Origin of the sequence: Verrucosispora sp. WMMA2044, assembly GCF_027497155.1 — a bacterium.
Taxonomy (GTDB): domain Bacteria; phylum Actinomycetota; class Actinomycetes; order Mycobacteriales; family Micromonosporaceae; genus Micromonospora; species Micromonospora palythoicola.
This window is the reverse complement of the sequence record NZ_CP114913.1, coordinates 3909182-3925049: the sequence shown is the minus strand read 5'-3', so window position 1 is coordinate 3925049 and position 15868 is coordinate 3909182. Positions and strand designations below refer to the sequence as shown.

General features: G+C 70.0%; 14 protein-coding genes and 5 pseudogenes. 15 read left to right on the top strand and 4 right to left on the bottom strand.

Features of this window, described 5'->3' with window-relative positions; translation table 11 throughout:
• Positions 1 to 36 precede the first annotated feature (36 nt).
• The 13 genes and pseudogenes from O3597_RS17825 to rny all read left to right on the top strand — a co-directional run bounded on the left by O3597_RS17825 (position 37) and on the right by rny (position 10504).
• Positions 37 to 738 carry a UdgX family uracil-DNA binding protein gene (locus O3597_RS17825; RefSeq protein ID WP_164445621.1) on the top strand — a complete coding sequence of 234 codons (702 nt, stop codon included), beginning with the start codon at positions 37 to 39 and terminating at the stop codon, positions 736 to 738.
• Between the two features lie 32 nt (positions 739 to 770).
• Complete coding sequence (locus O3597_RS17820) at positions 771 to 1910, top strand: acyl-CoA dehydrogenase family protein (RefSeq protein WP_281601819.1); 1140 nt, start codon at positions 771 to 773, stop codon at positions 1908 to 1910.
• A 68-nt stretch (positions 1911 to 1978) separates the two neighbouring features.
• Positions 1979 to 3361: an MFS transporter gene (locus tag O3597_RS17815; RefSeq protein WP_281601818.1), complete on the top strand. Its 1383-nt coding sequence runs from the start codon at positions 1979 to 1981 to the stop codon at positions 3359 to 3361.
• 4 nt (positions 3362 to 3365) lie between these two features.
• Positions 3366 to 3566 carry a DUF3046 domain-containing protein gene (locus O3597_RS17810; protein WP_281601817.1) on the top strand — a complete coding sequence of 67 codons (201 nt, stop codon included), beginning with the start codon at positions 3366 to 3368 and terminating at the stop codon, positions 3564 to 3566.
• A 185-nt stretch (positions 3567 to 3751) separates the two neighbouring features.
• Positions 3752 to 3970 (top strand): annotated as a pseudogene (locus tag O3597_RS17805) (hypothetical protein); the annotation flags it as partial.
• A pseudogene (locus O3597_RS17800) lies at positions 3944 to 5257 on the top strand (LAGLIDADG family homing endonuclease); the annotation flags it as partial. The pseudogenes O3597_RS17805 and O3597_RS17800, both read left to right, overlap by 27 nt.
• 3 nt (positions 5258 to 5260) lie before the next feature.
• Positions 5261 to 5656 (top strand): annotated as a pseudogene (locus tag O3597_RS17795) (hypothetical protein); the annotation flags it as partial.
• Positions 5648 to 6508 (top strand): annotated as a pseudogene (locus tag O3597_RS17790) (recombinase RecA); the annotation flags it as partial. The pseudogenes O3597_RS17795 and O3597_RS17790, both read left to right, overlap by 9 nt.
• 185 nt (positions 6509 to 6693) lie before the next feature.
• Positions 6694 to 6931: pseudogene (locus tag O3597_RS28585) on the top strand (hypothetical protein); the annotation flags it as partial.
• Positions 6923 to 7180 carry a hypothetical protein gene (locus tag O3597_RS28580; protein WP_348650365.1) on the top strand — a complete coding sequence of 86 codons (258 nt, stop codon included), beginning with the start codon at positions 6923 to 6925 and terminating at the stop codon, positions 7178 to 7180. The pseudogene O3597_RS28585 and the gene O3597_RS28580, both read left to right, overlap by 9 nt.
• 10 nt (positions 7181 to 7190) lie before the next feature.
• On the top strand, positions 7191 to 7955 hold the full coding sequence (locus O3597_RS17780) for a regulatory protein RecX (protein WP_281601816.1): 765 nt from the start codon (positions 7191 to 7193) through the stop codon (positions 7953 to 7955).
• 660 nt (positions 7956 to 8615) lie between these two features.
• Positions 8616 to 8741 (top strand): hypothetical protein, encoded by a 126-nt coding sequence (locus O3597_RS17775; protein WP_281601815.1) that lies wholly within the window; start codon positions 8616 to 8618, stop codon positions 8739 to 8741.
• Positions 8738 to 10504 carry a ribonuclease Y gene (gene rny / locus O3597_RS17770; protein WP_210937298.1) on the top strand — a complete coding sequence of 589 codons (1767 nt, stop codon included), beginning with the start codon at positions 8738 to 8740 and terminating at the stop codon, positions 10502 to 10504. Before O3597_RS17775 ends, rny begins: the two co-directional genes overlap by 4 nt.
• A gap of 119 nt (positions 10505 to 10623) precedes the next feature.
• Here the strand turns inward: rny and O3597_RS17765 are convergent, their stop codons facing one another.
• The 4 genes from O3597_RS17765 to O3597_RS17750 all read right to left on the bottom strand — a co-directional run bounded on the left by O3597_RS17765 (position 10624) and on the right by O3597_RS17750 (position 13946).
• The gene (locus O3597_RS17765; protein ID WP_281604574.1) at positions 10624 to 11520 is read right to left on the bottom strand and encodes an amino acid ABC transporter permease; all 897 of its coding nucleotides are present in this window, start codon (positions 11518 to 11520) and stop codon (positions 10624 to 10626) included.
• Positions 11517 to 12191, bottom strand: coding sequence for an amino acid ABC transporter permease (locus O3597_RS17760; protein ID WP_210937299.1), 675 nt, complete (start codon positions 12189 to 12191; stop codon positions 11517 to 11519). The genes O3597_RS17765 and O3597_RS17760 overlap by 4 nt, the downstream gene beginning before the upstream one ends.
• 81 nt (positions 12192 to 12272) lie before the next feature.
• Positions 12273 to 13139, bottom strand: coding sequence for a glutamate ABC transporter substrate-binding protein (locus O3597_RS17755; RefSeq protein WP_093410229.1), 867 nt, complete (start codon positions 13137 to 13139; stop codon positions 12273 to 12275).
• Between the two features lie 60 nt (positions 13140 to 13199).
• Positions 13200 to 13946 (bottom strand): amino acid ABC transporter ATP-binding protein, encoded by a 747-nt coding sequence (locus O3597_RS17750; protein ID WP_093410231.1) that lies wholly within the window; start codon positions 13944 to 13946, stop codon positions 13200 to 13202.
• Between the two features lie 188 nt (positions 13947 to 14134).
• Between O3597_RS17750 and selD the strand changes: the two genes are divergently transcribed.
• Together selD and O3597_RS17740 are read left to right on the top strand one after the other, a co-directional pair.
• Positions 14135 to 15124: a selenide, water dikinase SelD gene (gene selD, locus O3597_RS17745; RefSeq protein WP_281601814.1), complete on the top strand. Its 990-nt coding sequence runs from the start codon at positions 14135 to 14137 to the stop codon at positions 15122 to 15124.
• Between the two features lie 215 nt (positions 15125 to 15339).
• Positions 15340 to 15819, top strand: a complete 480-nt coding sequence (locus tag O3597_RS17740; protein ID WP_164445609.1) for a hypothetical protein — start codon at positions 15340 to 15342, stop codon at positions 15817 to 15819.
• Positions 15820 to 15868: the final 49 nt, after the last annotated feature.

Here is a 15868-nt window from a genome sequence, read left to right as displayed (position 1 = left end):
CGCGTGGGCCGCACCGAACCGGGTAGAACAGTCGCCATGGCCGACACCGACACCGCGCCCGGCGCACAGCGGTTCATTCCGCCGCAGGCCGACACCCTCGACGAGCTGCGGGCGGCCGCCACCGGCTGCCGGGGCTGCGAGCTGTACCGGGACGCCACACAGACCGTCTTCGGCCGAGGCGACGCCAGCGCCCGGGTGGTCTTCGTCGGTGAGCAGCCCGGCGACATTGAAGACCAGAAGGGGCTGCCCTTCGTCGGCCCGGCCGGTCGGCTGCTCCGCAAGGCGGTCGACGACGCCGGCCTCGACCCGGCCCACATCTACCTCACCAACGCCGTGAAGCACTTCCGCTTCGAAGTACGCGGCAAGCGGCGCATCCACCAGACCCCCGACCGGGTACACATCACCGCCTGTCGGCCCTGGCTGGTGGCCGAGTTCGCCCAGCTGGCCCCCGAGGTGATCGTGGTACTCGGGGCGACCGCGGCGAAGGCGCTGCTCGGCCCGACGTTCCGGGTCACCCGTCAGCGCGGTGAGCTGCTGCCCTGGCCGGCCGCCGCCCAGCGCCCCGAGGACTTCCACCAGGTGCCGGTCGACAACACCGGCCACGCCGCCGACGCACCACCGGCCCAACTGCTGGCCACCATCCACCCGTCCGCCGTGCTGCGAGCCGACAACCAGGACGTCGCGTACGACGGGCTGGTCGCCGACCTCACCGTCGTCTCCCGCGCCCTCGCCGGCTGACGCCCGCGCCCGGCGGTGCCACACTTGCCGCCATGCAGCAGCACCTCTACCAGCCCGACCACGACGCGTTCCGCGACCTGTGCCGACGCTTCCTGGACCGCGAGGCCGTGCCGTACCACGACCGCTGGGAGGCCGACGGCATCGTCGACCGCGAGGTGTGGCGGAAGGCCGGCGCCGCCGGACTGCTCGGCCCGGACGTCGACGAGGCGTACGGCGGCGGCGGACAGCGGGACTTCCGGTACAACGCCGTCCTGGTCGAGGAAATCGTCAACTCGGGCTGCTCCGGGCTCGGCTTCGGCCTGCACAACGACGTGGTCGCGCCGTACCTCACCGAGCTGACCACCGAGGATCAGCGCCAGCGCTGGCTGCCCCGGTTCTGCTCCGGCGACCTGGTCACCGCCATCGCGATGAGCGAACCCGGCGCCGGCTCCGACCTGGCCGGCGTCCGCACCACCGCCGTCCGCGACGGCGACAGCTACCTGCTCAACGGGCAGAAGACGTTCATCACCAACGGTGAACTGGCCGACCTGGTGATCGTGGTGGCCCGTACCGCCGACGAGGGCGCCCACGGCGTGAGCCTGATCGCGGTGGAGACCGGGACCGCCGGCTTCACCCGGGGCCGCCGACTGGCCAAGGTCGGGCTGAAGGCCAACGACACCGCCGAACTCTTCTTCGACGACTGTCGGGTGCCGGCCGCCAACCTCATCGGCACCGAGAACCACGGCTTCTACCACCTGATGGCCAACCTGCCCCGGGAACGGCTCAGCATCGCCGTGGCCGCGGTCGCCGCCGCGGAACGGCTGCTCGCCCTCACCCTGGACCACGCGCGTACCCGGGAGGCGTTCGGCCGGCCCATCGGGAAGTTCCAGCACAACCGGTTCCTCCTCGCCCAACTGGACACCGAGGTCACCATCGCGCGGACCTTCGTCAACCACTGCGTTGCCGAGTTCAACGCCGGCCGGCTGTCGGTGACCGACGCGGCCAAGGCCAAGTGGTGGACCACGGAGTTGCAGAACCGGGTCGCCGACCGGTGCGTGCAGCTGCACGGCGGCTACGGCTTCATGGCGGAGTACCCGGTGGCGCGGGCCTGGCTGGACAGCCGGGTGCAGACCATCTACGGCGGCACCACGGAGATCATGAAGGAGATCATCGGCCGCGGCCTGGGGCTGTGACGAAAACCGGGCTGCCGACCGTCGGTCGGGTGCGAAAGGATGGTCACCCCTTACCAAGGAGCCTCCCGTTGGCCACTGACCTGACGACCACGCCGGCGCATCCGGACGTTGCGCCCATCCAGCGGCGCACCCTGCGGCTGCTCTTCACCACCCAGGTCGTCGGCGGCATCGGCGTGACCATCGGCATCTCCGTCGGCGCTCTGCTCGCCGCCGAGATCGCCGGCACCGCCGTGGCCGGCCTGGCGCAGAGCGCCGCCGTCGTCGGCGCCGCACTGCTCGCCGTGCCGGTCACCCGGATCATCACCGGGTACGGCCGCCGCCCCGGCCTGGCCGTCGCGTACGTGGTCGGGGCGTTGGGCGGGGCGCTTGTCGTGCTCGCCGCGGCAACCCGGTCGGTCCCGCTGCTCTTCCTCGGCATGCTCCTCTTCGGCGGTGGCTCAGCCGCCAACCTCCAGGCCCGCTACGCCGCGGTCGATCTCGCCGAACCGGACCGGCGTGCCCGGCAACTGTCGCTGATCGTCTGGGCCACCACCATCGGTGCGGTGGCCGCCCCGAACTTCGCCGCGCTCGCCGACCGGACCACAAGCGGCTGGGGGCTGCCGGCGCTGTCCGGCCCGTTCGCGTTCAGCGCCGTCGCGTTCGTGCTCGCCGCCGGCGTACTGCTGCTCTGGTTGCGGCCCGACCCGCTGCTCACCGCGCGCCGGCTCGCGGTGGCCCGGGCCGCCGCGTCCGAGCCGCCTCCGCCTGGTCCACCACCGGTCCCGGCCGAGCCGGCCCAGGCGGCGTCCGCGCTCGCCCCGGCCGGCCCGATCCCGGCACCGGCAGCGCCGGCCCGGCGCGGCGTGGGCATGCGCGCCGCCTGGTCGGTGGTACGCGCCCGACCGGCCGCCCGGCTCGGCGTGTCCGCCGTGGCCGTGGGCCACCTGGTGATGGTGGCGGTGATGGCGATGACCCCGGTGCACCTGCGGGAGTACTACGCCGTCGACGAGGTGCTGCCGGTGGTCGGGCTGGTGCTGAGCCTGCACATCGCCGGCATGTACGCGCTGGCACCGGTGGTCGGCTGGCTCGCCGACCGGTTCGGTCGGCGCCCGGTCATCCTCGGCGGGATCGGGACGCTGCTGGCCGCCTGCGCGGTCGCCGGCACCGCCGGGCACCACACGCCCCGGCTCACCGTCGGGCTCATCCTGCTCGGGCTCGGCTGGTCGGCGACCATGGTGGCCGGTTCCACCCTGCTGTCGGAGTCGGTACCGGACGAGGTGCGGCCCAGCGCCCAGGGCCTGTCCGACCTGCTCATGGGGCTGGCCGGAGCGTCGGCCGGAGCACTGAGCGGGTTTGTCATGCAACTGGCGGGCTATCCGGTGCTGACCCTGCTCGCCGCGGTCGCGGTGGCACCCCTGCTGGCGCTAGCGTTGCGTCCGGTGCCGATGATTGCACCGGACAGGAAGGACTGATCACGTGCGGCTGACCGACTTCTGGGCCCGCCTGGCCGAGGCGTTCGGTCCGGCGTACGCGACCAGCATCGCCAGCGACCAGGTGCTGTCGGAACTCGGCGGGCGAACCATCGAGCAGGCCCTCAAGGCCGGCGTGGAGACGCACGTGGTGTGGCGCGCCGTGGTCGCGGCCTATCCGGACCGGGTCCCCGTCCGGCTACGCTGAGCAGCCGATTCGTTACTTCCGCGTGTCTCTTGCCGAGTCGTACACCTGTTCGGCTATTGTCCACAGCGGGGTGCTCGTCCACAGGCCACGGCCAGTCGGCTGGTTTTCTGTCGGACCCAGCGCCTAGCGTGTCCCGCGTGACGCGAAGCTCAGGAAAGACGCCGGCGAAGGCAGGGGTGGCAACGATGGCGGCAGGTCCTGACCGGGAGAAGGCGCTCGACCTTGCTCTCGCTCAGATCGACAAGCAGTTCGGCAAGGGCTCGGTGATGCGGCTGGGGGAGCGACCGGTCATCCAGACCTCGGTCATTCCGACCGGTTCCATCGCGCTCGACGTGGCGCTCGGCGTGGGCGGTCTGCCCCGCGGCCGGGTCGTCGAGGTGTACGGCCCGGAGAGCAGCGGTAAGTGCCTGACGGCCGACACGCATCTCTGGACGGACCGGGGCCTGGAGACCGTCGAGGAGCTCTTCACGCGATGCGGTCAGCCCGCAAGCTGCACCAGCCGGGTCACCGATATCCGTGACCTGGGTTTGCGGATGGTCAACGAGCGGGGCGAGCTCGAAGCCGTTGCCGCCTTGACCCACAACAACCGCAAGCCGGTGATCAAGCTCGAGCTGCGATCCGGGCGGACGGTGACCGCCACGAAGAACCACCCACTACGAGTGATGACCGACCGTGGATTCATCGCTTGGCGGAAGGTCGGCAACATCCGACCTGGCGACTTCGTGGTGTCGGCGACCTTCGGCGCATCGGAGGCCGCCCACGGCGACGGTCTTTCGGAGGACGAGGCCGTGGTCCTGGGCTACCTCGTCGCCGAGGGCTCGCTTGGCTACCAGCACAGCGTACGGTTTACCAACTGGGACCCAGAGGTGAGTGGTGAGTACCGCCACCTCATGGAGCAGGTGTTCGGCGTCGAGGTCCGCGACTACGACAATAAGGAGTTCGTCGTCTCGGGCGGGGCGTTCCGCAAGCGCCTCGCCGAGGAGTACGGCCTCGACTATGTCACCGCGCACGGCAAGAGCGTTCCCTACCGGGTGCGCACCGCAGGTCACAAGGTGCAGCGCGCCTTCTTGTCGGCGCTCTTCGAGGGTGACGGATGGATCGACGAGAGTTCGACCATCGGGCTCGGCACCGCGTCCGAGCAACTGGCCCGTGAGGTACAGCTGCTGCTCTACGGACTCAACATCCCCAACACTGTCTCCTCAAAGTGGAACGAGACGTACCAGCGCCACTACTGGACCGTGACGGTCAATCCATCGGTGGCGCACAGGTTCGTCGACGAGGTCGGATTCCGCTCGGCTCGGCGTCGTGCACAGGTCGAGCGGTGCTTCCGCACCAGTGAGCGGGACGCCCAGTTCGAGAACATCCCTCACCTCAAGGGCCTCATTCAAGACCTGCGCGACGACTGTGGTGGTGATCGGGCATTCGACAGGGTCGCGGGAGACCTGTTCCGTACGGACATCGAGTTGGCCTGCTCCCGTAGCCGCTTGGCCAAGATCGTGGAATGGGGGGAGCGGCGCTGGGAGCGCCTGTCGGCGTCAGGCCAGGCGATCGTGACGCACCTCAAGCACCTGGCCACCTCCTCCTACACCTATGAGCAGGTCGTCGAGGCCGCCGATGCGGGCACCCAACCCACCTTCGACGTGATGCTTCCGGGAACGCATAGCTTCCTCGCGAACGGAATGCTCTCCCACAACACCACGGTCGCCCTGCACGCGGTGGCCAACGCCCAGCGGGCCGGCGGCATCGCCGCCTTCATCGACGCCGAGCACGCGCTCGACCCGGAGTACGCCAGGGCCCTCGGTGTCGACACCGACGCCCTGCTGGTCTCCCAGCCGGACACCGGCGAGCAGGCGCTGGAGATCGCCGACATGCTGGTCCGCTCCGGCGCGATCGACATCATCGTGATCGACTCGGTCGCCGCGCTGGTGCCGCGCGCCGAGATCGAGGGCGAGATGGGCGACAGTCACGTCGGTCTCCAGGCCCGGCTGATGAGCCAGGCGCTGCGGAAGATCACCGGCGTGCTCAACAACACCGGCACCACCGCGATCTTCATCAACCAGCTCCGCGAGAAGATCGGGGTCATGTTCGGCTGCATGTCGTACTCGACCCGGGTCACCCTGGCCGACGGCACGCAGGAGAAGATCGGCAAGATCGTCAACCAGCGGATGGACGTCGAGGTCCTCTCCTACAACCCGGACACCGACCGGGTGGAGCCGAAGCGGATCACCAACTGGTTCAACAACGGTCCGGCGGAGCAGTTCCTCCAGTTCACCGTCGCCAAGTCGGGTGGCAACGGGCGGGCGCAGTTCGCCGCCACCGCCAACCACCTGGTACGCACTCCCGGCGGCTGGCGGGAGGCGGGCGAGTTGATCGCCGGCGACCGGGTGATGCTCGCCGAGTCACGCCGTCTCAGCGAGCAGCAGTGGCAGGTCTTGCTCGGCTCGCTGATGGGTGACGGTAACCTGTCGCCGAACCGCCAGGATCGCTCCGGTGTCCGCTTCCGACTCGGCCACGGTGCACAGCAGGTCGACTATCTCGACTGGAAGGTCTCGCTGCTCGGCAACATCGGCCACTCCCGGCGTACCGACGCCCGGGGCGCTGCTTTCGTGGACTTCACCCCGCTGCCGGAGTTGGACGAGCTGCGCCGCGCGGTCTACCTGGGCGACGGCAAGAAGCACCTCAGCTGGGACTACCTCAAGGCGCTGAGCCCGCTCGCGCTCGCCGTGTGGTACATGGACGATGGCTGCTTCACCGTCCGCTCCAAGGGTCTGCAGGAACGTACGACCGGCGGCTCCGGCCGGATCGAGATCTGCGTCGAGGCAATGGCGGAGGGCAGCCGCGACCGTCTGGTGGCGCACCTGCGCGACGCGTACGGCATGGACGTGAAGCTGGTGTCCCGGGGGGCCCGACAGACGGCGTCGATCGTCTTCACCACGGAGTCGTCGGCGAAGTTCCAAGAGCTGGTTGCTCCCTACGTGCCGGCGGTGATGGAGGCCAAGCTGCTGCCGCGCTTCCAGGGCCAGTGTGCAGTCGAGCCGCAGTTCGTCCCGGCGGAGCTAGTGCCGGTGCCCGCAAGGATCATCGATGTCCGGGTTAAGCCGAAAACCCGTTCGATGAACCGGTTCGACATCGAGGTCGAGGGCAACCACAACTACTTCGTCGACGGCGTCATGGTGCACAACAGCCCCGAGACCACTACCGGTGGTCGGGCGCTGAAGTTCTACGCCTCGGTCCGGCTCGACGTGCGGCGCATCGAGAGCCTGAAGGACGGTACCGACGTGGTCGGTAACCGGACCCGGGTCAAGGTCGTGAAGAACAAAGTTGCGTCCCCATTCAAACAAGCCGAGTTCGACATCATGTATGGAAAGGGCATTTCCCGCGAAGGTTCGCTTATCGACGTCGGTGTCGAGCAGTCGATCATCCGCAAGTCCGGTGCCTGGTACACCTACGAGGGCGACCAGTTGGGCCAGGGCAAGGAGAAGGCTCGCGAGTTCCTCCGGGAGAACCCGGACGTGGCCGCCGAGATCGAGAAGAAGATCCTGGAGAAGCTCGGCGTCGGGGTCGGCGCGGGCGACGCCGCCGGTGGCCCGGAGCTGCCGCCGGTCGACTTCTGATCGACGATCCGTGGCAGGACGACGTGCCCGCTCGGGGCGGGGCTGGGATGCCAGTCCGCCCCGCGCGGGTGACGCCACACCACGACCCCGTCGAGGCCGCCGCGCTGCCGGCAACACCTCCGACCCGGGTGACCCGTCGGCTCCGGACGTGTCGGCTCCAGGTTCCCCGGCCCCGGGCAGGGCTGGTTCCACCCGACGGGCCGGCGGTTCGGCACGCGGTGACGCGGCTGCCACGCCTCGCGACGAGGCCGAGGTGGCCCGGGAGATCTGCCTGCGGCAGCTCGCGGTGCGTCCGCGTACTCGTGCCGAGCTGGCCAGCGCGTTGGCGCGGCGGGGCATCTCCGAGGAGACCGCCAACCAGGTCCTCGACCGGTACGACGAGGTCGGCATCATCGACGACGCCGCGTTCGCCCGGGCCTGGGTGAGCAGCCGACACACCGGCCGTGGGCTGGCTCGCCGAGCACTCGCCAACGAGCTGCGTCAGCGCGGCGTGGACGGCGACACGGCCAGCGAGGCGCTGGACGAGCTGGACGAGACCACCGAGGCGGAGACCGCCCGCGCCCTGGTGGAGCGGAAACTGCGGACCGCCCGGGGCGAGCCGGACGCGGTGTTCCGGCGACTGGTCGGCATGCTGGCCCGCAAGGGGTACCCGGCCGGTGTCGCGATCCGGGCGGTGAAGGACGCGATCGCCGCGCAGAGCGCCGAGGCGGCCGAGTTCGCCGAGCAGATCGACGCCGACGCCCTCGCCGACGCCGAGGGCGAGATCGACCGCTGACCGCGCGTTCGCGCTGTCGTGCCGTCCACCAACTGTGATCCCGGCCTGGCCCGTCCCGGGGGCGCGGGCGATGCGTGTGGCGCGGCTGCGACGACCACCTTCGCGACGTGACCAGCCCTGATGAGTCAACTCGGCGTTGGTTGTTCGTCTTTTTTGCCCACTGGCGTCCGAGTGTTCATAGGCGGAGGGTGACGATTTAACTTCTCTCCGTCCGGGTGGTTTGATCATCCGTTCTTGACCGGAGCCCGGTTGAGACCTAGCCTCGCCATAAGGCTCACATTGCCCGACCAAGCGCAGGCTAAGCGCACAACATAGATCCCGTAACAGAACAGCATCACTTTGGCCGGCACCTTCGGCCGCGTACGTCAGCTCCGGACAGGCCGGTCCGGGCTCACGTGACAGTGCACCCGGCCCGCCGACGGCCGTCAGGGACGTCGGCGGAGGAAGCCAACCCACGGCCATGCGCTCCGGTCGGGCGTCCAGAGTCGCAGGAGCGTGCCCACCCGGCAGGCTGTTGCGGCGCGACGGTTCAGGGGAGGCGCGCCATGGCGAGGCGGCACAGGTTCACCGGAGTCCCGGTATGAGCGAGCGGAGCGGGCCGATCTTGAGGCTTCGTTCGGCGTTGCCCGCCAGGGGCACGCAGCGGAACGGAGCGCCGGCATGAGCGCGGGGGCGGGCGCTCCCGGTGCGGCGGAGTTCGGGGCCAGCGACGACGGTGAGCAGAGTTCCGGCCCACCTGCCGTCGCCCTCGGGGTCGGCGACCGGCCGGACGGAGCCGTTCGATGAGCGCCTTCGACGTCGTGATCCTCGTCGCCGTGCTGGTGTTGACCCTCGTGGTCCTCGGTGCGGTTCTGTTCGGCGTGCGCCTGATGCGGGGTTTCATGTCGCGTCCGGCGGCGGAGGATCCGGCGTACGTCGCGGAGAAGGACCGGCAGGAGCAATCGCTGGCCGCGCTACGCACGGCCGCCGACGAGGCGAACAGCACCATCGATGTGGCGAAGTCCGCGGCGGCGGCGGCCCGCGCCGAGGCGGCGGCGGCCAAGGCCGAGGCGAAGGCCGCCCGGGCGGAGGCACGTCGGGTGCTCGACGACGCCCGCGCCGAGGCGGACACGGTGCTGGAACGGGCGCACAAGCAGGCCGAGGCGGATGCCGAGCAGTTGCGCACGGCGGCCCGGCGCAGCGGTGAGCGGGAGGTGGCGGTGCTGGCCGCGACCACCCGGGAGCAGGCCGCCGAGGTGGAGCGGCGGGCGACCCGGATGGACGAGCGGGAGCGGCTGCACACCGAGGAGGTGGAGCGGCTCGCGGAACGGGAACGCCAGCTCACCGCGGCCAACGCCGCGCTGGCGGCCCGTGAGGCGGCGCTGGCCGAGCGGGAGGCCGAGCTGGCCGAGGTCGAGAACCAGCGGCGACGTGAGTTGGAGCGGGTAGCCGGGTTGACCGCCGACGCCGCGCGGGCCGAGTTGGTCGAGGCGATCGAGGGCCAGGCGAAGCGGGAGGCCGCGCTGCTGGTCCGGGACATCGAGTCCGACGCGAGGTCGACGGCCGAGCAGCGGGCCCGGCACATCGTGGTCGACGCCATCCAGCGGGTGGCCAGCGAGCAGACCGCCGAGAGTGTGGTCAGTGTGCTGCATCTGCCGGGCGACGAGATGAAGGGGCGGATCATCGGCCGGGAAGGCCGCAACATCCGGGCCTTCGAGTCGGTCACCGGGGTCAACCTGATCATTGACGACACTCCCGAGGCGGTGCTGCTGTCCTGCTTCGACCCGGTGCGCCGGGAGGTCGGTCGGTTGACGCTGGAGAAGCTGGTGCTGGACGGCCGGATCCACCCGCACCGGATCGAGGAGGTGCACGAGCTGGCCCGGCAGGAGGTGGACCAACTCTGCCACCGGGCCGCCGAGGACGCCCTGGTGGAGGTCGGCATCACCGAGATCCACCCGGAGCTGGTCACCCTGCTCGGTCGGTTGCGCTACCGCACGTCGTACGGGCAGAACGTGCTCAAGCACCTGGTGGAGACCGCGCACATCGCCGGGATCATGGCGGCCGAGCTGCGGTTGGACGTGCCGTTGATCAAGCGGTCGGCTTTCCTGCACGACATCGGCAAGGCGCTCACCCACGAGGTGGAGGGCAGTCATGCCCTCATCGGCGCGGACGTGGCCCGTAAGTACGGCGAGAGCGAGGACGTGGTGCACGCCATCGAGGCGCACCACAACGAGGTGCCGCCGCAGACCGTGGAGGCGGTGCTGACCCAGGCGTCCGACGCCTGCTCAGGCGGTCGGCCGGGAGCGCGGCGGGAGAGCCTGGAGGCGTACGTCAAGCGGCTGGAACGCATCGAGGAGATCGCGGCCGGCAAGGTCGGGGTGGAGAAGGTCTTCGCGATGCAGGCGGGCCGGGAGATCCGGGTGATGGTCAAGCCCGACGACGTCGACGACATCGGCGCGGCGGTGCTGGCCCGGGACGTGGCCAAGCAGGTCGAGGAGGAGTTGACCTATCCGGGGCAGATCCGGGTGACGGTGGTCCGCGAGTCCCGGGTCACCGAGATCGCCCGCTGAGGCGTCCGCTCGACCCCGCAGCGGGAGTCCCTTGCTGGCGGCGTTCAGTCCCAGGGCTCCACGGACGGCGATGCGGCGCGCGGCGAGGCAGCCGCGCGCCGCATCGAAGCGGTACCCGCTCAGCCCTGCGGCTCGGAGACGGTGGCGCCGCCCTCCGGGGTGGAGTCCGCCGCTCCGGCCGGCGCGGTCTGCTTCGGTACCCGGAAGGCCCGAACACCGCTGCGCCGGTCCAGCCAGCCGGCGAACCAGGTGAGCAGTGAGTTGATCACGATGTAGATGACGGCGGCGACGATGGCGCAGGCGATGATGTTGCCGTAGTTGGCGGAGAGGTCGTTGACGCCGCGCTGGAGCAGCTCCGGGTAGGCCACGATGTAGCCGAGCGCGGTGTCCTTGAGCAGCACCACCAGCTGGCTGACGATGATCGGCAGCATGGCGCGGGCCGCCTGGGGCAGCAGGATCATCCGCATCACCTGGTTCTTACGCATGCCGATCGCGTACGCCGCCTCGGACTGCCCGCCGGGCACGGCCCGGATTCCGGCCCGGAACGCCTCGGCCAGCACCGACCCGTTGTAGAGCGTCAGGCCGATCACCACGGCCCAGAAGGCGGTCACCGGACCCTTGATGAGGAACGGTACGCCGTAGAAGATGAAGAAGATCATCAGCAGCAGCGGGACGGCGCGGAAGAACTCCACCACCATGCCGGCCGGCACGCTGACCCACCAGCGGTCGGAAAGCCGGCCGAAGGCGAAGACGACGCCGAAGGCGAGCGACAGCACTATGCCGACCCCGGCCGCCTTCAGGGTCGCCCACAGGCCCGGCAGGATGAACTGGGTCCAGGTGGCCGACCGGGTGAACGGCTCCCACAGTCGGGGCTCCCACTGGTTGGCCTGGTCGAACTTCGTGTAGATCCAGTAGAGCAGCCCGAGCAGCACGACGCCGAAGACGACACTCAGCACCGCGTTGCGGATCCTGGCCCGGGGTCCCGGGTGGTCGTAGAGGACGCTGGTGCTCATCAGCGCTTCACCGCCAGACGGTTGGCCAACCAGCCGAAGAAGTAGCCGGTGGGAATCAGGAGCGCGGCGAACGTGCCGGCGAAGACCAGGAAGATCAAAATGACGGCGTTACCGTAGCTGTTGAGCAGGTCCTTCATGACGCTGGAGGCCTCGACGAGCCCGATGGTGCCGACGATTGTGGCGTTCTTGCAGAGCGCGATCAGGATGCTGCCGAAGGGCGCGATCACCGAGCGGGCGGCCTGCGGCAGCACCACGATCCGCAGCGTCTGCGCGAACGACAGCCCGATCGCCCGGGCCGCCTCGGCCTGGCCGGCCGGCACGGTGTTGATGCCCGAGCGCACCGCCTCGCAGACGAAGGCGGCGGTGTAGGTCGACAGGCCGATCACACCGAGCCAGTAGATGTTGACGTCGAGTTCCTGAGACAGGCTCAGCCCGAGGGTGGCGTACAGCCCGAAGTAGCAGAAGAAGACGACAAGGGTCAGCGGGGTGTTGCGGAAGATGTTGACCCAGGCCGCGCCGAAGCCGCGCAGCACGGGTACGGGGGAGACCCGCATCGCGGCCAGCAGCACGCCGACCACCAGCGCGCAGACCGCGGACGCGCCGGTCAGCTTGAGGATCCAGACGAAGCCCGACACGAACGCGTCGAAGTTCTGCGGATCGGTGAATACGTCCATGCTTCGGCTCCCGGGGCACGTTATGAGGGCCGGTGACAGGCCGGAGCCGGCACCCGCAAGGGGTGCCGGCTCCGGTACCGGTCAGACAGCGCCGCAGTGGGTCAGCTTGGTGGTGTCCAGCTCGGGCGCGGGGGTGCCGCTCTTGCCCAGGGTGGCGTCCCAGGCAGCCTTGTAGCTGCCGTCCTCGGCGGCGGCCTTGAGGATTTCGTTGACCTTCTCGCAGCCGTCGGTGTCGTCCTTCTTCAGACCGATGCCGTAGGGCTCGTCGGAGAAGGTGCTGCCGACCACCTTGAACTTGCCGGCGTACTGGTCCTGCGCGGCGTAGCCGGCGAGGATGATGTCGTCGGTGGTCACCGCGTCGACCTGGCCGTTCTCCAGCAGCGGCAGGCACTTCGAGTACGCGTCGAACTGCTGCAGCTTGGCATCCGGGTAGTTCTCGGTGATCCGCTTGGCCGGCGTCGAGCCGGTTACCGAGCAGACCGTCTTACCCGCCAGCTGGTCCGGGCCGGTGAGGGTGGAGTCCGCCTTGACCAGCAGGTCCTGGCCGGCGATGTAGTACGGTCCGGCGAAGTTGACCTTCTGCTTGCGCTCGTCGTTGATGGTGTAGGTGGCCACCACGAGGTCGACGGTGCCCTGCTCGATGAAGGGCTCCCGGTTGGCCGACACGGTGGTCTTCCACTCGATGCCGCTCTCCTCGACGCCGAGGCCCTTCGCGATGATCTTCGCGATCTCGATGTCGAAGCCCTCGTACTGGCTACCGGTCTGCAGGCCCAGGCCCGGCTGGTCGGCCTTGACGCCGATGACCAGCTTGTTCTGGCTCTCGGCCTTGCCGACGATGCCACCGGCGCCCGTGCCGGAGCCGCCCTCGTCGCTGTCCCCGCCGCAGGCGGTCATCGCGACCGCGAGGCCGGCAACGGCGGCAACCGCCGCCATCCGCTTCATTCGCATACCTGATCTCCTTCTTCGACTGGAGCCGGCCGGGTCACGGCCCGCCCCACTACCGGACGCCTAGTGGGTGAGGATCTTGGAGAGGAAGTCCTTGGCGCGCTCGCTGCGCGGATTCGCGAAGAACTCCGTCGGAGCGGCATCCTCGACGAGCTTGCCGTCGGCCATGAAGATGACGCGGTTGGCCGCGTGCCGCGCGAAACCCATCTCGTGGGTGACCACGACCATGGTCATGCCGTCGCGGGCGAGCGAGGTCATCACGTCCAGCACCTCGCCGACCATCTCCGGGTCCAGCGCGCTGGTGGGCTCGTCGAAGAGCATCGCCTTGGGCTGCATGGCCAGCGCGCGGGCGATCGCGGCGCGCTGCTGCTGGCCGCCGGAGAGCTGGGCCGGGTACTTGTCGGCCTGGTTGGCGATGCCGACCCGGTCGAGCAGGGCGAGCCCTCGCTCCCGGGCCGCCGCCGGCTTCTCCTTGCGGACCTTGATCGGGCCGAGGGTGACGTTCTCCAGGATCGTCTTGTGCGCGAAGAGGTTGAACGACTGGAACACCATGCCGACCTCGCTGCGCAGCTTGGCCAGGGCCTTGCCCTCGGCCGGCAGCGCCTGCCCGTCGAAGGTGATGGTGCCGGAGTTGATCGGCTCAAGCCGGTTGATGGTGCGGCACAGGGTCGACTTGCCGGAACCGGAGGGGCCGATCACCACGACCACCTCGCCCCGCCCCACCGACAGCGAGACGTCGTCCAGTACGTGCAACGGCCCGAACCATTTGTTGACCGAGTCCAGCACGATGAGCGGTTCGCCCGTCGCCACGTCGTCTGTCCTCCTCGTCGCTGTCGGGAGTCGGTCGACCCCCGGTAGCGGCCACTGTAGGCGGGGTGAAGTGGCGGAACACAACTCAGATGGTCACGGAGCGGTAACACCCTGGATGATCCGACTCCGGCGTCCGAATTTGACCCGCCCGGCTGGCGTCCGGCCCGGGTGACGGAGATCATGAGGAGATGACCGAGCCCGTGCGGCTGACCCGGTACGCCCGTGGCGGCGGGTGCGCCTGCAAGATCCCGCCCGGTGAGCTGGAGGCGATGGTGGCCGGCCTCGGTCCGACCGCCAGCACCGCCGAGCTGCTGGTCGGGCTGGACCACGGTGACGACGCCGCGGTGGTCCGGCTGGACGAGCGCACCAGCCTGGTGACCACCGCGGACTTCTTCACGCCGGTGGTCGACGACGCGTACGACTGGGGTCGGATCGCCGCCACCAACGCGCTGTCCGACGTGTACGCGATGGGCGGCAGCCCGCTGGTGGCGCTCAACCTGCTCTGCTGGCCGCGCGAGGTGCTGCCGCTGGAACTGGCCCGGGAGGTGCTGCGCGGTGGCCTGGACGTGGCCCGCGCGGCGGGCTGCCACCTGGCCGGTGGGCACAGCGTCGACGATGACGGCCCGAAGTACGGCCTGGCCGTCACCGGGCTGGTCCGGCCGGAAGAGCTGATCACCCTGGACGCCGGGCGGGCCGGTCTGCCGCTGTCGCTTACCAAACCGCTCGGCGTCGGCGTGCTCAACACCCGCCACAAGAGCACCGGCGAGAGCTTCCCGGCGGCGGTGGCGGCGATGACCACGCTGAACCGGGACGCCGCGCGGGTGGCCGTGGCGGCCGGCGTGCGCTGCGGCACCGACGTGACCGGATTCGGTCTGCTCGGGCACGCCTCGAAGCTGGCCCGGGCGAGCCGGCTGACGGTGGCGATCGACACCGCCCGGGTGCCGTACCTGGCCGGTGCCCGCGAGGCGGTCCGGGACGGGTACGTCAGCGGTGGTTCCCGCCGCAACCTGGAGTGGGTGACCCCGTGGACGGACTTCGGCGCCGCCACCGAGCAGGATCGGCTGCTGCTGGCCGACGCGCAGACCTCCGGCGGGCTGCTGATCGCCGGGGAGATACCGGGCGCCCCGGTGATCGGTGAGCTGCTGCCTCCCGGGGAACACCGGGTCGTCCTGCGCTGAACGCAGGTTTCGGTACGCGTGCCGTTGCGTGGGAACGCGCACGATACCCGATAAACTGTCATCTTCCCGCTACCTGGAGCGATGATGCTCCGGGAAATTTGGGCCAGAATGGTCACAGACCGGTAACTTGCCCCCGGCTGGGGGCAAATGCCCCCCACCATCGTCGTATGGCCCGATCCGGAGGCCGGTGGGGACGAGCACAGCGAGGAGACGGCATGACCGAGCTGTGGAACTGGAGAATCGACCAGGTACGACCGGTGGAGGTCTACCCGGCGCTGGCCGACGCGCTCGGTCGGGTGGTGATGCCGCTGGCGGTGGCGGATCCGCTGCGGCTGCCGACGTACGCGGTGGTCTGCGACGTCTGGCAGGCGCCGGGGGAGTTCGCCACGATCGTGGACTGCTACGGCGTACCGGACGAGTTGCCCGAGCTGCCCAGCGTCGCGGCGCTGGCCCGGCTGCTCGGCCGCAACTGCGTCCTGCGTGACGACACGCTCGACGACACCCGGCACCTGCTGGTGGCCCCGGACGGCAGCATCCGCCCGGTCCACTTCGACGTGCGGGAGACCGACGACGGCGAGGTGCTCAGCGACCGCCGGCTGTGCACCGAGGCGGATCCGCGCTGCCGGGGCTGGTCGCGTTGCCGCCGCTCCCGCTGGGCGCCCGACTCGGTGAACCCCGCCCTGGCCGCCGCCTGAGGTCCTACGACGCCGCGGCGGGTCGGCTGCCGCAGTGCATCACGTTTGC

Excerpts from the sequence above, each read along its gene's own strand:
- O3597_RS17825 (WP_164445621.1), top strand. The coding sequence starts at position 37 with ATGGCCGACACCGACACCGCGCCCGGCGCACAGCGGTTCATTCCGCCG.
- O3597_RS17820 (WP_281601819.1), top strand. The coding sequence starts at position 771 with ATGCAGCAGCACCTCTACCAGCCCGACCACGACGCGTTCCGCGACCTG.
- O3597_RS28580 (WP_348650365.1), top strand. The coding sequence starts at position 6,923 with ATGTATGGAAAGGGCATTTCCCGCGAAGGTTCGCTTATCGACGTCGGT.
- O3597_RS17775 (WP_281601815.1), top strand. The coding sequence starts at position 8,616 with ATGAGCGCGGGGGCGGGCGCTCCCGGTGCGGCGGAGTTCGGGGCCAGC.
- rny (WP_210937298.1), top strand. The coding sequence starts at position 8,738 with ATGAGCGCCTTCGACGTCGTGATCCTCGTCGCCGTGCTGGTGTTGACC.
- O3597_RS17760 (WP_210937299.1), bottom strand. The coding sequence starts at position 12,191 with ATGGACGTATTCACCGATCCGCAGAACTTCGACGCGTTCGTGTCGGGC.
- O3597_RS17755 (WP_093410229.1), bottom strand. The coding sequence starts at position 13,139 with ATGCGAATGAAGCGGATGGCGGCGGTTGCCGCCGTTGCCGGCCTCGCG.
- selD (WP_281601814.1), top strand. The coding sequence starts at position 14,135 with ATGACCGAGCCCGTGCGGCTGACCCGGTACGCCCGTGGCGGCGGGTGC.
- O3597_RS17740 (WP_164445609.1), top strand. The coding sequence starts at position 15,340 with ATGACCGAGCTGTGGAACTGGAGAATCGACCAGGTACGACCGGTGGAG.